We start from the raw sequence: 20,693 nt of genomic DNA, 5'->3' as shown, positions 1-20,693 counted from the left end.
AACCTGATTACGCTGCGATGATCAGCACAACATGTATATAGGAAAGGGATAGGCAATGACATCAACTTCTCCAACATCAACGCATCAGGCGGACGCAAGGCAGGGCTCCAATGCTGTCGCGCATACAGCTGTCACCATTGAGGATACCTTCTGGGCACCACGTTTGCAGCGTGTGCGGGAAAAGACCTTGCCAACTATGCATGAGCAAATGCAACTGAACAACTATTTTGATGCGGAGAAACGGGGTTGGAAGAGAGGCATGCATCCCATCCCCTATGTCTTCTGGGAAACAGATATTACCAAGTGGATTGAGGCGGTGAGCTTGAGTCTAGCGACACATCCAGATGCCCAACTAGAAGCCCTGCTTGATAAGACTATCGAATTTCTACGCTCTATCCAACAGCCCGATGGCTATCTGAATATCTGGTTTACTGAAGTTGAGCCAGAGAAGCGCTGGTCAAATATGCGGGACCTGCATGAGCTCTATTGCGCCGGGCACCTGATAGAGGCTGGCGTAGCGCACTTCAAAGGTACGGGCAAACGCTCACTGCTAGATATTGTGAGTCGTTATGCAGACTATCTTGACCAAACCTTCGGGGTTGAGGAAGGCAAGAAGCGGGGATACAGTGGTCATCCAGAGATCGAACTGGCATTAGTCAAACTCTATCGGGCGACTGGAGAGAAGCGCTATCTGCATTTGAGCCAATACTTTATTGATGAGCGTGGGAAACAGCCGCACTATTTTGATGAAGAAGCGCGTTTACGTGGGGATGATCCGCGCGACTTTTGGGCACACACATATGAGTACAATCAATCACATGCACCAATACGAGAGCAGAAAGAGATCGTTGGGCACTCTGTCCGCGCCATGTATCTATATAGTGCTGTCGCGGATCTAGTCAAAGAGGAATACGACGAGTCGCTATTCCAGGCTGGTGAGCGGCTCTGGCGTCATCTTGTCAGCAAACGGCTCTACATCACCGGAGGAATAGGTTCAACAGAGAAGAACGAGGGTTTCACGGAAGATTATGATCTGCCAAATCTGACTGCCTATGCTGAATCATGCGCCTCGATTGGCCTGATTATGTGGAACTACCGCTTGCTCCAACTCGATGTGGATAGCCGCTATGCGGATCTGCTTGAGCGGGCCTTATACAACGGGATGTTAAGTGGTATTTCGCTGGATGGAAACAAATATTTTTATGTGAATCCCCTGGAGAGTAAGGGCGATCATCACCGTGTTGGCTGGTTCAAGTGTGCCTGTTGTCCCCCCAATATCGCGCGTACACTGATGTCACTGGGTCAATATGTGTATACAGTAAGTGACACAGATATTTTCACGCATTTGTATATTCAAGGAACTGGTAATCTATCTGTGGGTGGACACGACGTACAAGTGCGGCAGGAAACGAATTATCCCTGGGATGGCACCATCAACCTGGAGATAGCGCTGTCTGAGCCTGTTGATTTTGGCCTGAACCTGCGTATTCCTGCTTGGTGCCAGGAGGCACGCCTCTCCGTCAATGGTGAAACGCTTGAGCTCAATCATGTGCAGAAGGGATATGCGCGTATCAAGCGCCTCTGGCAGAACGGTGATCGGGTAGTGCTGCAATTGGCAATGCCAGCGATGCGTATCTACTCCCATCCAGATATTCGCGAAAATAGGCATCGAGTCGCCTTGCAACGTGGCCCCCTGGTCTACTGTCTGGAAAGCGCGGATAACGCGGTTCCTCTCCACCATATCCACCTTCCTGAAGCCTCTCCCCTGGAAAGTCACTTTGAGCCTGAGCTATTAGGAGGGGTTGCTATTATTCAAGGTCCAGCAACCGTCGTAGAGAGCGATGGGTGGGGGGAAACCTTATATCAAACGACGCCTCCACCATCTCATGCACACACGTTTACGGCCATTCCCTATTATGCCTGGGATCATCGCCAGGCTGGTGAAATGTGCGTCTGGATCTCAACACAATAGCCTGGAAGCATTTACCTTCTTCAAAAGGTTGTTAAAATACTGTTCGTAAACGAGCCAGTGATACGCAAGCAAGCGGCTTGCGTATCACTGGCTCGTTTACGAACAGTATTTTCCCGTAGGGATATAGGCAAAAAGTGTAACAAAAACCACACATACACGATGTGGTTTGCGAGATCTCAAAATACTATAAATACTTCTTAGCCGAACCCTGAGCAAGCTTCCCTCTTCCCACAGGTGGGAAGCGCTAGCCACAGGAGTGATGTTGGGTTTCGGAGAGGAGTATAGAGGGGAATACATGCAGCAAGAGTACACTCCCTCGCTGAATGATAAGGCCTATCTGACCGCGGTCTATCGTCAATATTCGCCAGCGCTGCTGGCATATCTGTACCGGCACCTGCGTTCGCTGGAAGACGCGGAGGATCTGCTCCTCGACGTCTTCCTGGCAGCTCTGGAACGTCAGGGCTTTGAAGGTCTGGGTACGAAAGAACAAGAGGCATGGCTCTGGTGCGTAGCACGCAATAAGATAACAGATCATTATCGCAAGCGCAAACACCGTCAGAACATCTCCCTGGAATTCGTGCCAGATGAGGACTATGGGCAGGACAGTATGACACCTGAAATCATGCTGCTACACAAAGAGGAGGCCGAACGCCTTCAGGCACATATTGAACGTCTGCCAGCTCACCAGCAAGAACTGGTACGTCTGCGTTTTGCTCATGGGCTGCGCAGCACCGAGATTGCGACCATTGTACAGAAAAGTGAGGGCGCGGTTCGCACCATGCTCTCACGTGCGATCAAATTACTACGCAAAGTCTACGAGAATGAGTAGGAGGAAATATAAAATATGAGTGAAAATAACGAGCTTTTCTCCCCTCAAAACGTAGATGAGTCGATTGAAGAGATATTGATCAGCAGTCAACATCATCTGCCTGGACAGCAGCCGAAAAATGCTGATGTCCGCCTGATGCAAGGCTTACAGCGTCTTTACGACCCCGAGTCGGCACGCTATCAGCAGGTCTTGCAGCGGGTCGAAGAGCGCCTGCTAGCGCAACGCCTGGGGAACGTGCGTGAACGCACACCTCTTAGATCCTTGCCTGTCGCGCCAGAGCAGTTGCTTTTGCAGGCACAACAAAAAAATAGGAAAAGCGTCATGGATGATAAAAAAACAGGCTGGAGACGTGTTGAACGTACACTCGGCCTCCTGGTAGCCATTTTCGTTCTGGTCATCGCGGTTGGGGGTTTCATTATCGCGCAAGGCCATTTCTCCCTAACAGGAACAGCAGGCAAGCCCCCAGCAACACCTAGCCCAACTTCTCAGATTGTACAATCACCCACACCCCAGACCACTAACCCCAAAGGAATCACAATTCCTGGGGATCAGATGGGCTTCCAGAGTGTCGCATGGTCAAACGATAGCCAGCGGATTGCTGCGAGCACCGATTCTGGTGTGCGCATCTGGATGGCGGCAACTGGGAAGAAAATCCTGGACATCAAGCTTCCTGGAGAGAATGAGTGGGCCTATGGGTTGTCCTGGTCGCCTGATAGTCGGTTTCTCGCCATTGGTACCAACCAGGCCCTCCATATTGTTGATAGCCAGACAGGGAAGGTAGTCAACTCATACACACCCTCACTGGCGCAGACAACCACTCCAGGTGCTATGAGTTCACTGGTGAATGACTCACATTATGCGACCCTGCTCCCCACCAGCGGTGGTCTGGGCTTCCGCGCCGTCGCCTGGTCACCTGATGGCAATTCTATCGCGGTCAACATTAGCGCTGGTTATAATGGGTATATTCAGGTGCTGAAGGCCCAGAACGCTACACTGGATTACACATTGACGTGGGACGGCGACTACAATGGCATTGGTCTGGCTTGGTCCTCCGATAGTCAGTATCTGGCAACCAGCGTTTTTAATACGCAAGGTGGAGGCGATCCAGCAACAGCCAATTTTGTCTATGCCTGGGAACTTGCGAGCAAAACACTTGTCTTTAAAGAGAATGGTGGTGCGAATCCTGTCGCACTTGCCTTCCAGCCAAAGACACATAATCTGGCCTTTAACGCCTATGCAATGGCAAAGCCTGCGAGTATCCAGGTATGGAATGTAGAGACACAGAAAAAGCTTGCCAATTACACTGGCGCAAATCTAGTCTCCTGGTCGCCCGATGGTAAACAGTTGGCCTATAACGGTTTCACACAGTTGGGCAAAAACAACTATACCAGCAATATCACCTTTATAGACGCTACTACTGGCAAGATTGCGCATACTCACAGCTTGGGAAAAGCTCAAGTAAATCAGTTGTTCTGGTCACCCAATGGAAAATATATGCTCACCATTGAGGCTAACTCTTCCATGTCCAACCCATCAGCTGATGCCCACATCTGGCCGGTTGCCTGATCTATCTGAGCTTGAGACAAGAAACAACCAGAAGGCACAGCTACTGGTTGTTTCTTTCTCTGCTACCCCTTTTTGAAGCTCACTTTGGTCAAAGCATTTCCTGATCTCAGGATAGTCCCCTTCTATGAGGAAGCCAAAGCGCGAGGGCAGAGACACTTTCAAGAAATGTGACAGGAGATTATCTGAGATCTCCTGCCACATAGGTGTGGTCACTGGCTAAGATTATGAGCGATCGACGATTTTGAGCGCAACTTTACCAGCTACGCCACCCTGCTCTAGGTGTCGTTGCGCCTCGGCGACCTGTTCGAGCGGGAAGACTTTGGCGACCAATGGTTTAATCTGATTGCGTTCAAGCAATGTCCTGAGTGCTTCGAGTTTGTAGCGTTCGCGTTTCAGGAAGAGAAAATGTAGCGTGATATCCTTTACATGAGCGGGCCAGGTATTACCTTCCACGTTCACCACGCTAACCATACGTCCATTTGTTCCCGTCACGGCAATACTCTTTGCGATCATCTCACCGCCAACGGTATCAAAGACAACATCGACGCCTGCGCCATTCGTCTCCATTGCGATAACATCGACAAAATTCTCACGCGTATAATCTATTACACGGTCCGCGCCCAATTGTTTGGCGACTGCGACGTTCTTGCTACTGCACGTCGTATACACATAAGCCCCAGCAGCTTTGGCGATATGAACGGCCAGCGAACCAACGCCGCCTGTCCCACCGTGAATTAACACCGTCTCTCCAACACGCAACTGGGCTCGTGTAATCAATGCATCATAGGCAGTACCTCCTGCCAGAGGAATACTCGCAGCCTCAACATGCGACAGATTCTTTGGCTTGAGTGCCACGATCGCTTCATTCGCCACATGATACTCAGCATAACTGCCTATGCGTCCCGGAATCTCTGGCGTATAAAAAACTTCATCGCCAACTTTAAAATTCTTGACGCCCAGGCCGACTGCCTCTACCACGCCTGACACATCATAGCCAATCACTGCGGGGGGCTTCACTCCGGCCCATGAGCCCTCCTGCCGGATCTTGTAATCGACCGGATTAATCGAGCTTGCATAAACTCGCACTAATACCTCGTTTGACTCTGGCGTTGGCTTCTCGATATCTCGCTCCTGAAAAACTTCTGGACCACCAAAGTCTGTAATAACCATTGCTTTCATAATGTGATCTATCTACTACTTTCGTTGAAAGGATTTTGTTCGTGACAAGAGGTTACATCCCTTGTCTTGTAGACAGTATAGATCTGTGACATTCTATAAAACAAATAGGAATTTTACAGCAAGGTATAAAAATATTTATGATAAATCTGGAATGGTATCGGAGTTTTCTCATGGTCTATCGTTCTGGAACTGTTTCGGGAGCAGCCAGAGCACTTTTCCTCACACAACCTGCTGTCACACAACATATCGCAGCATTGGAAACAGCACTTGGTGAGCCGCTGTTTCAACGCACGCCACGACGCATGATACCAACAACACGTGGGAAGGCACTTTATAGCCAGGTAGTTCAAGCCCTTGAGACACTAGAACGAGTCACCCAAGAAGCCCAAAACATGCAAGTTGAACCACCCCTGCTCCGCTGTGGTTCGTCCCGTGAATATTTTTCCGAGGTGGTCTTACCACACATCAGGAAACTACCGTATCGCTTGTGGTTGCAATTTAGCGAGACGCCATCACTCATCGAAAATCTAGAGCGCGAGAAATTGGATATCGTTCTTGCCTCACAGCAGATTGCCTCGCATGGCGTGGAGTACCATAAAGTGGACGAAGAGCATTTTTTGCTGGTTGGCCCACCAGATCTTAAAGTGCCGGGGACTGAGAATTCCATTGTGAATGGAATGCAACTGGAAACACTGGAGCAGTGGCTCTCTACGCAGAAATGGATTAGCTATGGCGTTGAGCTACCTATTATTCGTCGCTTCTGGCAGCAGTGTTTCGGGAAACGTCCAACATTTCAAGCAAAGTTCGTCATTCCTGATTTGCGTCTCATCATCAAGATGATAGAGGAGGGTGAAGGGCTGAGTGTTCTGCCCGATTATCTTTGCCGCCAAGCCCGTGAAGCTGGAAGACTACAGGTTATTTGGGAGCCATCGAAGCGAGTGACGAATGAGCTCTGGTTGGCCTATCGCAGGATTGATCGAAATGACACAAAAATTCGATCTATCAGGCGCATACTCCAGCAAACATATATATAACTATATTCAGGAACGGTGGCAAAACATACCTAAAATAGGATCTGCCCAATACCTATAGAAAAGTCGCATTCAGCCTTCCTGCGTAGCAAAGGAGACTGAATGCGCGGAAGAAATATGAAGAATCCCTGCGCTTGCGCGCAGGGATTCTTCATATTCGGTAGGGTTACTGCCAAGAATTGCTAGACCTGTTTTAAGCAGTAAAGATACTCAATGGAAAGAATGCGCCAACCAGGAAGTTTGGCATGTCTACCACTTCACAGATCTTCAGATCAACGGCTACGCTACAGAGCATATAAGCGTCAGAGCGTGAGAGCCCATACGTCTTTTGCAGATGCTCAACCATGTGACGTATCGCTTTACGCGTGGCTTCCAGCAGATCGGGGGCTATACCATCCGTCACATAATAAGGAGCAGTGTTCGTACGCTCGGTCAGTGGTCCACTGGTGATGAACTGTGGCTCCTTGACTTGCATATCCTTATGAGTGGTAAGGCGCACAGTCACGTTCATAGGAGTCTCAATTGCCGTGCCACAGACTTCACCATCTCCCTGAGCAGCATGACCATCACCGAGCGAGAATAACGCACCAGGGACTTCTACTGGTAGGTAGAGCCGTGCCCCTTTGGTGAGATGTTTCGTATCCATATTGCCACCATGCCGATATGGCGGAATAGTGGAGTGAGGGCCAACAGCCGCAGGGGCAAGCCCAATTTCGCCACAGAAAGGAGAAAGAGGAATACGAATCCCTGGCGCAAACTCGGCCCAGCCATCTGCGCCCCCTTCCAGATGCCAGATCTTGAGAGCTGGATCTGGAAACTCATCGGCAAGCAAACCAAAACCAGGAATGATGGCAGTCCACCCCCATTGGGCGGGCTGAATATCGAGGAATTCTACTTCCAGGGTATCTCCCGGCTCAGCCCCTTCCACATACACTGGACCACTTACCTGATCCAGGCGTGTGAAATCCAGGGCAGCAATAGACTCAGCAGTGCTTTCAGGGCCAATCTGACCGCACGATGCATCCAGCGTATCAAAAGAAACGGTCTCGCCGGATTGAATGCGGGCAATTGGAGAGATACTATGATCCCACACCAGATGCCATTGATGGCGATGAACATGAATAGTTCGACCCGTTGTCATAGCTTGCTTTGAGTCCTTTCTACTATCTTCTGTTCCTCTGCTTCTTTCTGCTCTTCTGCTTATTTCTGTTCCTCTGCGCCGAGGAGGAGCCATTCTTGGTGTTGGTCACGATTTTCTTGGTACTGGGGATTGCTTTACTGGTAGTGACCACAACTTTCTTTTCGTCCTCGCTCTCTTTATCGTCGACCGAGGTTTCAGTTGTAGCAGCCTCTTCACTCTTTACAGATGATACTTTGGTATCACTATTCTCAAGCGAGAGCCCTTCACTCTTTTCAAAACTCAGGCCAATGCGTTTGACAAGAGCAGGATTGGCGAAGATGAAGACAAGACCAATTACTAACCAGGCCAGAGCAACATAAGGGAAGTAGTTGCTGGGGGGAGCAGGAATTGGATAGAGGTTGCTATAGAGTGTATAACCTAATGCGACGATAGCTAGCACTGGAATAATACAATGCCATGTCCAGATTCGACGAGTGACAAAAAAGCGAATCGCTCCTATATTGGTAAGAATGTATGTTACCAGAATCAAAAAGACACCGATGGTTCCAGCGTATCCAAAGAGTGATGCACCATTGATGTCTGGAACGCGGCTCCAGAGGAGATCGACAATAAAGGCAATGATCATTACGATACCAACAGCAATAGCTGGCGAGCTTGTGCGGCTGCTGGTGGTGCCGATGCGTTTGCTGATGAAACCATCACGTCCCATGGCGAACAGGATACGTGCTGCCGCGTTGGCGGTTCCTAGTGCGCTAGCAAACGCGCTGATAGTCGCGCCAAAGTTAATCGCCGTTGACATCGGATTGCCCATATAGCGCTTGCTCAGATCGCCAAGTGGGGCAGTTGATGTGGCGAACGCATTGATACCCGCTGCATCGGTACCGAAACCAACTGTTTGGGCATAAGTAACCGCTACATAGAAGATACCTGTACCAAGCGCAGCCGTAAGGATCGCTAAAGGAATATTGCGACGAGGATTGCGCGTCTCTTCACCAAGCGTCGCGGCTCCTTCAAACCCCGCGAAGGAGAGGAAACCAAAGACTGCTGCTAACCCAATATTACTGAGTGGCTGACCACTGGGAATGAACGGCTCCACACTGAGGTGTCCACTGGCACCACCTCTAGAAAGAATGACGACCGCAACAATAACAATAAGTAAAACAGAGATTCCTTCAAGGATCAATGTGAGGCGCGTCGAGAGCGTAATCACACAATAGGCGCAGACCCAAATAATTATGCCCGCCACCAGAGCCAGAGGGAGCCAATCAACCGAGATATTTAGATCCGCGAGAAATGCCTGGGCGAAATTTCCGACTTCCGCCATTGAAGCACATGTGAAAGCGATGTAGGTTCCCAGGAGAGCCCATCCCGAAAAGAACCCTACGCGTGCGCCAAGCGCAACACCATTGAAGGCATACACCGAACCACTATGAGCAAAATAGCGGCTGAAGTAGATAAAGGAGAAGCTCGCCAGGCCAACAGTAATTGTGGCTAGCAGAAAGGCCAGCGGGACCGCACTTCCTGTCGTGGCCGCGGCAAGCGAGCCATTGAGAGCCATAGCCGCCGTTGGGGCCATAATTCCGATTGAAAGCGCAATAGCTTCTATAAGAGAAAGCTGATTGCGCAATGTTGCTTTTTCCTTTTGCACAATGTGCATCCTTTCAGAAAATGATCAGGATTCTCCTTATCCGAAAACCATTAAGAGGATTTTTCAACATTTACCTTCTCATCTGTCTCTGCGATACTCGACTGATCTTGCCATGCGGCCTCGCTCGTTGCAAATAAACTGAAAATCACACAGATAACTAAGCAGACGATAGTGAGACCACCGACAATATACATCCACTGCTGAGCAGAAAGCTGCGGAATAGGCGAATAACTCAGCGTCATAATGATCGCAACAATACTGGCGACAGGAGCAATAACAATGCAGGCCCATATGATTGACATAGGGAAAATTCGCTTCTGACGGAAGCCTTTTGGATCACGTAGACAAAAGATTAATAAATTGATGAACAAGAATATTGAAGAAAAAGACCAGACAAGTGTCATCATCGATAAGGTGATGGAGAGCACTTCATTATTCAGGTCCGCGGGATTTTCAACACGAAAAATGTATGGCAAGAGGAAGGCGATAGCTACAAACAACACAGTCACAATCGTTTGAAACCGAATTGCTGAGGCTGGTTCGCGCATCTTGTTGAGTTTGGCAAGACCCACAGGTAGACGCCTGTCAATACTCGTCGTCATCAAGAGGCGAGCAAAAAGATTACCATTGAGTGCCAGAAAAATGGGGAAATAGGCAATAATGCCAATAGCAGCCACCCCTCCAACCGTTTTGCCAAAAACTTGCTCAATAGCCGCGATCACTGAGAAATTTCCCAATTGGGCAACTCCATCTGATCCCTCTATGACGAGCAAGGCAAAGGAAACGATTAAGTAGGCAGCAATCACTGCGATGGTACTCCAGAGCAATGAACGTGATACAGAAAAATTCTTTTTCGTCTCACCTGCCAGGATCAATGGTGCATCAATACCTAAGTAGGCAATAAGAACACCACCAAAGAGTCCAAAATTGGAAGGATTGACGCCCCAGTTCGACAACGCAAAATCGGTTGCCGGGTGATGCCCCATCATGATCCAGATGACAGCCCCAAGGCCAAGTAAAGCAACAAGTGCATAGGTAATGATCGTTGTGATACGTACGAGATAGAGCAAGATTTGTAACCGTTGCAATGAGAGAATTGTCGAGACAATGAGCAGGGCAATGACAAGTAGTCCCTGTTCCCAGGGAGCAGTCAGCCACTTGGTATTTAGCCCTTGTATCAAGCTAACACAATAGCTAGCCGAGCCCACAGTCACTAAGACACCCGGAAGCCAGAAAGTTACACTGGCGAAGAAACTCCAAAATCCGCCTAACGCTTTGTGCGTCCAGTTGTAATTAGAACCTTCGTGAGGCAAGAGCTTTGTCAATTGGGCGGCTGCAACCACCGTTGGGAGAAAGAAAACCAACGCGCCAAGAAGCCAATAGGTCAAGGCGGCTGGCCCTCCACTCATCGTTCCCACAGGATTAGTGATAAAAAACATGTATAACATGACTATCATCACCATGTCCAATGTTCCAACTATTTGCGGCATAGTCTTGCGCACATATTCTTCCGAGGGTAGGTTCCTTCCATTCCATGCCCGCATAGTATCTATCTCCTTAAAAAAAATGAAGAAGACACTTCCTCATTGAAGGCCGTGCCCACAAACGTATAAAGCAAAGCTTTTTGAGTTTTTCTCCGACCGGAAACAAAGCAGTGATACAAGCAATCGGGATATACGTAAAGAAACAGAGCCTTTTGCAAAAGAAGTGGCAAAGAAGAGAGTCACTAACTCCCCTCCCTTGCTGACACTATATACAAAAGCGAGCATAAATGCAAGATGGGGGACTGTTGTACCTTGAGAAAAAATTTTACTCCTACAGATATAAAGGATAGAAATGCTCTGCCGTATTGCGCTATTGAAAAGCTGGAGGCGAGTCATATCATTACTGCATCGGCAACAAATTCAGCGTGACAGCCAGGATAATATGTCAAGAAACACTTATTGTAGACAAGAAATCATATATGGATTTTATGACCTTTAACAATCAAGTTAAACATTTCCCATATCTACATTCAGTTAGGAAGGAATAAATGGCTCTGGCACATCTGCACGGGATTGAGGGCTTCTGTTGCCTGGGGCCTCTGAGCAACAATATGCACGTCCAAATATCAAAAGCCAATTTGCTCATGCGTATAGCACAGCTAGGAGGCCAAACATATACTAATATCGAGTAATAGTGGTTACCGTTATCTATGACAATGAAAGGAGGTATTTCTCTATGCAATGCAAAGAGAAGCTGGAGACATACTTGCAACAGAATCATGTTCCTTTTCAGGAGCAGCAGCATGAACGCGCAGGTAGCGCCCAGCAGGTAGCACAAGCAGAGCACCTTTCAAGCGAAAAGATGGCGAAGGTCGTGGTCATTTATGTCGATGGCAAGATGATGGAGTTGGCGCTCCCCGCCTCCTCTCAGGCAAATCTGGAGAAGGTTCGCGCGTCGCTGGGTGCCAAAGAGGTGCTTCTGGCAGATGAGGAGGATTTGGCGATGGCTTTCCCCGATTGTGAGATTGGCGCCATGCCCCCCTTTGGCAATCTGTATGGACTTCCCGTCTATGTCGAGAAAAGGCTTGCCAATGAAGATGCCATCACCTTCTCCGCTGGCACCCACACCGACACCATAAGCATGAAGTACATTGATTTTGCCAATCTCGTTCACCCTCATATGCTGGACTTTGCGGGTCCGAGCGCCGTTGTTTAACAGATCAGTTCTCCGAGCCGATCTGTATATGAACAAGCTACACATCCTGTTTAGTTCCTGCTTCCACGAACAGCTGCCTGAAGTCTCAGGTCTTACAAGATCTCTACAGGCATCAATTCCCGTGAGTTACACGGGAATCCTTTTGTAGAGGCAACAAATATCCATCAAGTGATGTCTCATCTAATGACAATCAGATCCAAGAACACGCCAAACGCCGAATACCTCCCAATCTACAAGGCTACCACTCTACAATAAAGTATATGGCGATGAAATCAACACATGAAAGTCCAATTCTTGTAACCGGAGCGGCTGGCAATGTCGGTGCTATCGGCCGCAACCTTACCGCATTACTGCTCACCAAGGGACATAGGGTCCGCGCCCTGGTCCGGAGGGAGGATGAGCGAGCCGAAGCGTTGCGCCGACTCGGTGCCGAAGTTGTCCAGGGCGACCTGACAGATCTCACATCGATGCATCGCGCCATCGAAGGGTGTGCGCGCATCTACTTTGGAATGTCTGTCTCTCCGGCTTATCTGGAAGCCACAATTAACACCGCCACGATAGCACGCTATCACGGCGTCGAGGCTTTCGTGAATATGTCGCAAATGACAGTCTCGCAGATGAGCATCACCGAGACCACGGACAGCCCACAGCACAAACTGCATTGGCTGGCAGAGCAGGCGCTGTTGTGGTCAGGCTTGCCGGTCGTTACAGTCCGACCGACAGTCTTCCTTGAAGGCTTCTTTCTCCTTCTGGCCGCGGCTAGCGTACGGGATGCCGACGAATTGGCGCTACCACTGGGTGGTGGCAAAACCTCGCCGATTTCGGCGGTTGATGTGGCGCGCGCCGTAGCCATTATCCTTGACAATCCGGACCCACATATCGGTCATGTGTACAATCTGACTGGATTTGAGTCGGCTGATCTCGAACACTACGCACGCATCTTTTCTGAGGCACTTGGTCGAACGATACGCTATCGCGATGTGCCACTCCCTCAGTGGGCCGATAAACTTCGTGAGGCAGGGACCTCTCCACACGTCGCCAATCATTTCAAAGCGATGGCTGACCTGCATGCTCAGGGGCGTTACGACCGTATGACTGACGACTTTTTCAAACTCACTGGCGAGATGCCAATAAGCATGTATGATTTCGTGAAGCTCCACGCCGCCGAATTCACACAATGAGACACCACCGCTTGAAGGTTCCACAAGGTTATAGTTTAGTCAACAGGCTGAGTACGCGCGGGACGGTTGATGAGCGCGATACCGATGGCAACGGCGACAAGTCCAAGCATGTCACGAAGGCCGAAGGGTTCGCTCAGTAACAATGCTGATAACACAAGGCCGACAATAGGTGTCAGAAAGTAGTAGGAACTGACAGCACTCGCTTCACCGCGCTTTAAGAGCCAGAACCAGAGCAATGAAGCCCCAATGCTTATCACAAAGACAAGATAGAGAAATGATTCGATGAGAGGTGCGCCCATGTCTATGTGCGTGGGATGCTCAAAAAGAAGCGCGGGGAGTATGAGTACAAGACCCGCTGCCCCCAGTTGGACCGCATTAACCACAAAGGCATGCTCACGGGGCGGGTACCGTTTATAGAAAATAGTAGCTCCAACCAGCCCTACAACCCCAAGAAACGCTATGATCATCCCGCCCACCGTATCGAGATGACCACCTCCATTGAGCCTGGCGCTCATGACAAAGACCACCCCGCCAAATCCCAACACAAGACCAAGAATACGCCACCACGTCAGACGCTCGCGTAACAGCAATGGCGCAATCAGGGTGAGTATAAGTGGATTCGTGGCGGCAATAATTGATGCCATGCCCGCCGAGAGTGAGCGGAGCGCTATGTAATTACATCCCAGGTACAAGGCGCAGTTCAGCAGACCGAAGATCACGAGGCGACCCCAGGCTGCCCATCCGCGTGGCCATGAAAACTTCCCTATCCACACGAGTACCGCCATGATGAGCGCTGCAGCAAGAAAGCGGATTGCGAGGAAGGTTATCGGGGGACTGAGAGTAACCCCAACCTTGGTAGCAATAAAGGCCGACCCCCATAGAACAATATAAAAGAGCGCCACAATGATGATCAGTGGCGAATGTCTAATATTCATAGAGGTCTTCTGATTCAGGCGCTTTTCGCCTTGCTGCGGAAGGTTCTCCGACGAATCCTGCTGTCTATTCTCTGGCTGATCCACCATATCCATGAAGCGTGCTTCCCTCTGTTCTCAAAATGAGCGTAAGTCTGGCGTCCCGCGCCCTATCCATAAGCGAATATTCGCTACCTATACTAGCAGCACAAGTCATGTTTCGCCACAGCCAATCGAGCAATTTCATTGGCAGAGAAGGAAAAAGCTTACAGCCAATCCAGCGACCATGTCACATCAAACACCATCTGCTTCCTCTAAGACTTTTTCTCCTCATATTTTGCAGAAGCTTCTGTTTCAGGTATACTATCTTGACAAACTCTCGCTGGTGGTGACTTACTAAAATTGGAAGAACATCGTGCGAATTTTCTTCATGCACTACCAACGCTCACCCTTTGCTCTTAATGCTGTATCTGGATCATTTCCCATACTGTGGAGAATTCTCGTAGCGAACATAGGTACGTAGCAGATAGAGCGCGTCTCCCAAAGAGTGGTCGTTTCCGCCGAGATATCCATGAGACGCATTCCCCTCATTTAATGTTCTTCCTAGATGAGGCAGGCTTCATACTTGCCTTGTGAGGAGCCAGAATCAATGACCTACTCACATCAAGATACCAAACAACAAGAGGCCTGCCAAATAGCCGAGCAGATTGAGGCGATAGGCAAGCAGATACAGATCCCGCTCGACGCTATTGACTGGCAACAATCGGGTATACAGGCTGTAGTAAAGGTAGACGGTATCGAGATAGCTTCTCTTAAGCATCTCAGTCGATATACAAGCGATGAACTTCTTCGTCACATCCAAATGAAACTTTTCGAACATGCGGCACGTAAAGCCACTCATGCACATGCAAGTATGAAAGCCTTGATGTGGACCCCTGTTGCTGTTGTACAGCCACAAGTTTTTTTAAGCCTCTGGATTGTGACCATGGAAACAGATGAACGCGTCCCTATCATTGAGTCTCTTAAAAATGGACGTCGCGTCTATGAACCCTACATACTCGATGGAAGTGACGAACAGTTTGCTCAGCTTTTTGGACCGATGGGTGAAGGAGCGTATCCTATTGGGGAGAAGGTTACCATTCAGGTGCGGGAACGCCAGTATTCTGGAGAAATCCGCTACATTCTTCCTCCTGGGAAAAATCCTATGACCCGCAAATATGCGTCAAAGGGGCATCGGCCCACGTCAGATAAAGCATACCCTAGCGATACTATCGCACGCTATCTGATTAATTGTCATGATGGTTTTCCCCATATTGTGAACCAACTGCAAGTCATTCGTGAGTCTGAAACTCAAACCTCAACCGGGAAGGATCTGCTGGAATGATGGATCTTTTTCGCACTTTGCATTAGCGCTGGCATAATAGAGCTAGTTTGCCCCAAGGTATCCATATGTTTCATGAATACCTTGTGGCAAACGGACTGATCACCAGCTCACTCAAAATGACTTATAGCCTCGGATAACCCTCATTCACCGGCATCGGCCATGAGTTCTGGAATTGTGACGATCCGAAAGCCGCGCTGCTGCAAGGCAGTGATGATTCGCGGAAGAGCTGCAATAGTCTGAGAACGATCTCCACCACCATCGTGCATGAGAATGATACTTCCATTACCAACATTACTCACCACATTGTTTACTATTGCATCAACCCCTGGCATTTGCCAGTCCGTTGTATCAATAGACCAGAGTACCGGCGTCATATTTAAACCATCGGACTGCTCTTTGACCTTGTCATCGATTGCCCCATAGGGAGGGCGAAAGAGTACTGGTGTGATACCAGTCGCATTCTTTATCTGGTTAGAGGTCATTTGCATTTGGGAATTGATATCCTGTACAGAAAGCGTCGTAAGATCAGGATGGCTCCAGGTATGGTTCCCAACAATTTCCCCATCCTGAAACTCCTGCTGGACCAACGCTGGAAACTCCTGCACCTGTTGACCAATACAGAAAAAGGTCGCTTTGATCTGGTATCTTTGCAGGATATCAAGGATTTGCGCGGTATATGTAGGGCTCGGACCATCGTCAAAGGTCAATGCAATCTCGTTGACTGCGTCGCTTCCCTGTGAGAAGACATTGGCCTTCATTTTAGGCGAAATAGGCTTTGTCTTATCTTCGACTGGCGTTGGTGTTGGTGTTGATGCGGTCTGCGCTCCAGCCTTTTGCACCGTGTCTGGATAGGTGATTACATATGAAGCCCAGGCACCCAGACATATAATGAGTACGAGGGTTGTCAGTATCATCTTTTTCATAACCGTTTTCTCACATATACTTTACTTTTTAGAAATCAATAATTTTGAATAGCTCAATTAGTTTATTAAGTTTTGAGATGAATATTATGTAGGGTTGCAGCCGTTCTTCTTATGAGCAAGCATATCCGGAAAATGAATAGATGAGTATGACACAGGCCACAAAATTACTATGAGAAAGGCACAGGAGTAATGAAGTTCACATTTTTTGGGGTGGGCGAGCCTACATAGAGGCTCACTTCCTAAACCGCCGCAAGGGGAGGACGGAATGATAGATAGGTGGGCGCAGACGCAAAGGGGAGAAGCCTCTGAATTTGTTGTTTCATGACAAATGTTATGGATCTAGCGGAGATAAAAAAAGAGAGACCACTGATTAAAACCAGCGGCCTCCCACCGAAAGAGAACGCCTCTTAGTCAGCCTCAGCTTCCAACGTCACTTTTTCCCCTTCAGTTGGAATAGTGCCATCTGTGCCTGTAAGCTTAAGGGACATGACATTGAGGTGATGCTCATGTTCATGGCCAGACCAATCTACAAAGAGCGTATTATTGCCATAAGCCAGACCAGAGACTCCTGTGCTTGAAGATTTCTCGTCCAGTGTCACCTTCTGGCCCCAGTTTTTCCCATCTTCAGAAGACAGAAGATTGACCCGCCTATCATGACCGATCCAGGAAAGGTACAAATACCCGTTACCATAAACAAGTCCTGGTGTAGCTGTATGAGGGCTTTCCTCTTTTAGCGTCTGTTTGTTCTGGAAACTTTTGCCATTTGTCGATGAAAGGATATTGATATGGTTATCTCGGCCCTGCCAGGCAAGGTAGATTCTATCATTTGCCGTTGTTAAAGCAGGCCCTGACTCACCTGTAGCTTCCTCATCCAACGTTACCTTATCGAATGGAGCTAGCGCACCATCATCAGCCACATTGAAGGAGGTGATATTGATATGACTCTTGTGGTCGCGACCAGCCCAAGCCAGAAAAAGCTTGTCATCGGCAAAAGTGAGAGCAGGGACGCAACGGCGATGAGCTGTCTCCTCCATTGTCATCTTATCGCTCCAATTGAGGCCATCGGGCGATGATGCAATATTTATATATTCATCATGATCAATCCAAGCAACAAAGATTAACCCTTTGCCAAAAGCAATGGCTGGTCGTGTGCTCCTCAGACTGCTCTCTTGCAATTTATGTTCATTTTCAAAGTCGATACCATCATTCGATGATAAGACGCGTAAATATTTGTCGGTTCCTTCCCAAGCCAGGAACAGCTTCTCGTTCCCATAAGCTAGAGGCATACGATTATTTTCTCCTCAATGTTTTGAAATATTACCGGCAAGTAGCCACTTTATCTACTACTCACCCACTTATATAGACGTAGAAAATTAAAAATTTTAACTACTTATACCGCTAAAATGTGAGGTATCTTAAAAAAAGTATGTAACTAATAGTAAAAGCAAAAGTTGCTATTCTGGAAACATACGAAAAAGGATAAGTTAAAGGCAAAAGGAAGTGACACCGTTTACCTTCAGCGAATGAATGGAGGCGCTGAACACCGCTTCCTCCAATGCGGAGCCAAAACGCAGAGGAGATCTGGAGGCCATGTAGGCCCCAGATCTCCTCCTTAGAATTGAGGTATGAGCAGATAAGCATCACCTGATCAACCTCACACCTACTACTTAACGAGCAGCAGCCCTCCCGAGAGCCCCAGGACACTCATCAGGACTGCCATGAGGAGTTTCGCGGGGATCTTCTTGATCACCCACGCCCCAAAGAACACAGCGGGAAGCGAGCCCAGAATAAGCCCACCCGTGATGTTCCAGTCAATAGTTCCTGTGGCAAGGGTGCCGATGGAACCAGCAAATATCACCCCGAGGGAGGCCACCAGACCGTTCCCAACCAGGCTCGCAGGCTCCATCTTCGGGTGCAGGAGCAGCATGACGAGCATGAAGAGCGAACTGCTCCCGACAGAGGCCAGCCCCACCACCACTCCAACGAGCGCGCCCATGCCCACTGTCACGCTCAGACGCTGCCAGGACGGAGAGGGCTGAACGCCCTCCTCCTTCTGACGCGCTCGCAGAATTACCGGCTTCACCCCAAAGAAGACCGCCGAGACGATCAATATGCCGCCCAACGCATGCACGATGAGCGTGCTAGAGCCGTACCTGCCACCCATCAGCAGGGATGTGATGAGAGTCGCCGGGACGCTCCCGAAAAACAGCGACCATGCCACCTTGCCGTCGATCTGCTCGCGCTTCTGGAGTTGCTGAAATCCGACCAATTTGATGACCGCCGAGACAATGAAGCTCACACCCACCACAACGGGGGCCGCCACGTGCTGCACCAGAACCAGAACGGGAGGCAGCGCGACGACCCCGACACTGGTTGCGCTCGTAAGCGCACCAGTCAACGCACCAAGCCACCCATAATCCAGGGTATAATGCCCGAAACGCCCCGGAGACCAACTCCGCCCATGCTGCTGACCCGCCGCGAACGCTGACGCCGCGATGAGCAACACTAGGAAGGCGATTTTCACGCCTTTTATGGTAACCCGCATGGCACGCCCCTTCACCCACACCATTGCGAAACCCCTTCCAGAAAGAGTGCCAACTCGCAGGCATTTACCACGCGAGGTACTGCCAGCACGCCCCTTCTTTTCGAAGGGTTCGCGGAGAAGTTCACTGACCTCTCAGCTCACTATCGGGTATTGTTGATATGGTCCCGAAAGAGAGCTCAAAAGCCAGGGATATCTCTGCTTGGCCCATGCAACTATGCATGGGTCCAGGTGCCAGGGAGCAAAGGACGGAAAGCTTCGCCTTCTGGAGCGAGATTATCGGCGCCCATCACCTACCACATCAATGCCAGTCTTCCGCTTCGATAACCTCCTCTCTATGCCTGTTGGCATACTCCAATTTGTGGGGAATAAAGTCGATTGGTCTTTTTCCTTTCCTCGCAGCCCCGTTCGCAAAAAAACTGGCGCGTATCGGAAAGGCAGGCTCACAAAAATGGTCCGGTTCAATGGGACCAGGGAATCAATCTGCCTGCAAACATCGGGCATCAGCAGTATGTTTATAAACATATGCGAGCGTGATGGGAGAAAGACTCTATCAGGGAACCTCGGGGACCAGCCACCTGACGACATAGATCGTCATACATACAGATCTAACGATCAACAGCTAGTACAATAGACTCACTTTATCTCACACTATCTAGGGAGAGAAATCATTGGGGCATGCGCTTGTGACGCACTTATAGAGTGAGACAACGATTCCTGGCATGCGTATCCCTTTCTTGCCATCAAAGAACCAAGCTCGCTTTCCAATTCCCCTACACACAAAGTACACATAAATGTCATAGAGTAATATATCACTCTTTTACTAATATCTTACATATGAATGCAAGATGCTGCAACTTACGTGGCCTTGAATATTATGAATTTCTCTTCTATGTACACTCCATTTCGCGGTCATACCGCTTCATCCCGAGCATCATCCTGGTCAATCGTAAGGAGCACCAGGGCCTGTTCAAGCCAGGCGCGCACTTGCTCTTTGGTGAGGATTTGCATCTCATACCAGCGTTCTAGCGGATAGCGTGCTAACAGGTCAGTAACCATATGCTCCCTATTGATGGTTGCTGTGGTAATCTGCTCCGAGTGGACAAGCGCTCCAAGAAACGTAAAGAGAAAGAAGCGAGCCTCAATCTCGATTCTAGACATCGTTCACCCTCCTTTCAATCCTTCCGAAGGTTGCCAATCATCGCTGTCAGGAGTAAGAAGATGCTGATATATCGTTGGTAGACAGCTCAAGGCACAGCTCAATGCGGTAAGGTCATCACAGACTACGACCCAGGAGCCGTCTCCATCTCTTAATACCCCATTGAGATAACGAACCCCTTTGTACTCAGGAATCGTCCAGCGCCGTCTATTCCAATATTGGATAAGAACTCGAAACTGATGCTCTCCCAATTCCACAATAATACGTTGCGTGCCCACTACACGATAGGCGCTCTGCTGAGAGTCTGATCTTATCACCTGCAAGAGATTCAAGAGGTACTCCTTTTGAGAGAAACTCTCCCTCACTGCCAAACGTCGGCACAGTAAGAAGATTCAGCCTATCAAATCTTTAGAAAAGAACTTGCCGAGATGATGAAACACGCATGTTTTCTCATTCGGTTCCAGGACTATTATTCAATGAATGATTACTCATATATTGAGTATAAAAGGGAGGGCATCAATAGTCAA

The 20,693-nt window shown here is 49.1% G+C and carries 17 protein-coding genes; 7 read left to right on the top strand and 10 right to left on the bottom strand.

Annotated elements, in window-relative coordinates; translation table 11 throughout:
- The first annotated feature begins 55 nt into the window (after positions 1-55).
- The 3 genes from K3T82_RS44455 to K3T82_RS44445 all read left to right on the top strand — a co-directional run bounded on the left by K3T82_RS44455 (position 56) and on the right by K3T82_RS44445 (position 4,367).
- Positions 56-1,972 (top strand): glycoside hydrolase family 127 protein, encoded by a 1,917-nt coding sequence (locus K3T82_RS44455; RefSeq protein ID WP_220199879.1) that lies wholly within the window; start codon positions 56-58, stop codon positions 1,970-1,972.
- Positions 1,973-2,267: 295 nt separating this feature from the next.
- Complete coding sequence (locus K3T82_RS44450) at positions 2,268-2,801, top strand: RNA polymerase sigma factor (protein ID WP_220199878.1); 534 nt, start codon at positions 2,268-2,270, stop codon at positions 2,799-2,801.
- A 15-nt stretch (positions 2,802-2,816) separates the two neighbouring features.
- Positions 2,817-4,367: a WD40 repeat domain-containing protein gene (locus K3T82_RS44445; protein ID WP_220199877.1), complete on the top strand. Its 1,551-nt coding sequence runs from the start codon at positions 2,817-2,819 to the stop codon at positions 4,365-4,367.
- A gap of 222 nt (positions 4,368-4,589) precedes the next feature.
- Here K3T82_RS44445 and K3T82_RS44440 read toward each other — a convergent pair whose 3' ends face one another.
- Positions 4,590-5,546, bottom strand: a complete 957-nt coding sequence (locus tag K3T82_RS44440) for a zinc-dependent alcohol dehydrogenase family protein (protein WP_220199876.1) — start codon at positions 5,544-5,546, stop codon at positions 4,590-4,592.
- A 137-nt stretch (positions 5,547-5,683) separates the two neighbouring features.
- Between K3T82_RS44440 and K3T82_RS44435 the strand changes: the two genes are divergently transcribed.
- Positions 5,684-6,580 (top strand): LysR family transcriptional regulator, encoded by an 897-nt coding sequence (locus K3T82_RS44435; protein ID WP_220199875.1) that lies wholly within the window; start codon positions 5,684-5,686, stop codon positions 6,578-6,580.
- Positions 6,581-6,770: 190 nt separating this feature from the next.
- On the opposite strand, the gene K3T82_RS44430 is transcribed toward K3T82_RS44435, so the two are convergent.
- From K3T82_RS44430 to K3T82_RS44420, 3 genes are read right to left on the bottom strand one after another with little or no spacing between them, the layout of a single operon-like run.
- Positions 6,771-7,718, bottom strand: a complete 948-nt coding sequence (locus K3T82_RS44430; protein WP_220199874.1) for an acetamidase/formamidase family protein — start codon at positions 7,716-7,718, stop codon at positions 6,771-6,773.
- Positions 7,719-7,740: 22 nt separating this feature from the next.
- Positions 7,741-9,366: an APC family permease gene (locus K3T82_RS44425; protein WP_220199873.1), complete on the bottom strand. Its 1,626-nt coding sequence runs from the start codon at positions 9,364-9,366 to the stop codon at positions 7,741-7,743.
- Positions 9,367-9,416: 50 nt separating this feature from the next.
- Positions 9,417-10,910 (bottom strand): APC family permease, encoded by a 1,494-nt coding sequence (locus K3T82_RS44420; RefSeq protein ID WP_220199872.1) that lies wholly within the window; start codon positions 10,908-10,910, stop codon positions 9,417-9,419.
- Positions 10,911-11,586: 676 nt separating this feature from the next.
- On the opposite strand from K3T82_RS44420, the gene K3T82_RS44415 reads away from it, so the two are divergent.
- On the top strand, positions 11,587-12,066 hold the full coding sequence (locus tag K3T82_RS44415) for an aminoacyl-tRNA deacylase (RefSeq protein ID WP_220199871.1): 480 nt from the start codon (positions 11,587-11,589) through the stop codon (positions 12,064-12,066).
- Positions 12,067-12,332: 266 nt separating this feature from the next.
- Entirely contained in the window at positions 12,333-13,247 is a 915-nt protein-coding gene (locus K3T82_RS44410) for an NmrA family NAD(P)-binding protein (RefSeq protein WP_220199870.1), read from the top strand.
- 35 nt (positions 13,248-13,282) lie between these two features.
- Here K3T82_RS44410 and K3T82_RS44405 read toward each other — a convergent pair whose 3' ends face one another.
- Entirely contained in the window at positions 13,283-14,275 is a 993-nt protein-coding gene (locus tag K3T82_RS44405) for a DMT family transporter (RefSeq protein ID WP_220199869.1), read from the bottom strand.
- A gap of 532 nt (positions 14,276-14,807) precedes the next feature.
- On the opposite strand from K3T82_RS44405, the gene K3T82_RS44400 reads away from it, so the two are divergent.
- Positions 14,808-15,542 (top strand): hypothetical protein, encoded by a 735-nt coding sequence (locus K3T82_RS44400; protein WP_220199868.1) that lies wholly within the window; start codon positions 14,808-14,810, stop codon positions 15,540-15,542.
- A gap of 140 nt (positions 15,543-15,682) precedes the next feature.
- Here the strand turns inward: K3T82_RS44400 and K3T82_RS44395 are convergent, their stop codons facing one another.
- From K3T82_RS44395 to K3T82_RS44375, 5 genes are all read right to left on the bottom strand, one after another.
- On the bottom strand, positions 15,683-16,465 hold the full coding sequence (locus K3T82_RS44395; protein WP_236031930.1) for a polysaccharide deacetylase family protein: 783 nt from the start codon (positions 16,463-16,465) through the stop codon (positions 15,683-15,685).
- Positions 16,466-16,872: 407 nt separating this feature from the next.
- A complete protein-coding gene (locus tag K3T82_RS44390; protein WP_220199867.1) occupies positions 16,873-17,751 on the bottom strand; it encodes a hypothetical protein in 879 nt (292 codons plus the stop codon).
- Positions 17,752-18,128: 377 nt separating this feature from the next.
- The gene (locus tag K3T82_RS44385) at positions 18,129-19,010 is read right to left on the bottom strand and encodes a sulfite exporter TauE/SafE family protein (protein WP_220199866.1); all 882 of its coding nucleotides are present in this window, start codon (positions 19,008-19,010) and stop codon (positions 18,129-18,131) included.
- Positions 19,011-19,919: 909 nt separating this feature from the next.
- Entirely contained in the window at positions 19,920-20,168 is a 249-nt protein-coding gene (locus K3T82_RS44380; protein WP_220199865.1) for a hypothetical protein, read from the bottom strand.
- Between the two features lie 3 nt (positions 20,169-20,171).
- On the bottom strand, positions 20,172-20,498 hold the full coding sequence (locus K3T82_RS44375) for a hypothetical protein (RefSeq protein WP_220199864.1): 327 nt from the start codon (positions 20,496-20,498) through the stop codon (positions 20,172-20,174).
- Positions 20,499-20,693: the final 195 nt, after the last annotated feature.

The sequence above is a fragment of the Ktedonospora formicarum genome (assembly GCF_016587355.1).
Lineage (GTDB): Bacteria > Chloroflexota > Ktedonobacteria > Ktedonobacterales > Ktedonobacteraceae > Ktedonobacter > Ktedonobacter formicarum.
Note: the sequence above shows the minus strand (reverse complement) of the source record. Positions and strands in the feature narration are given on the sequence as shown.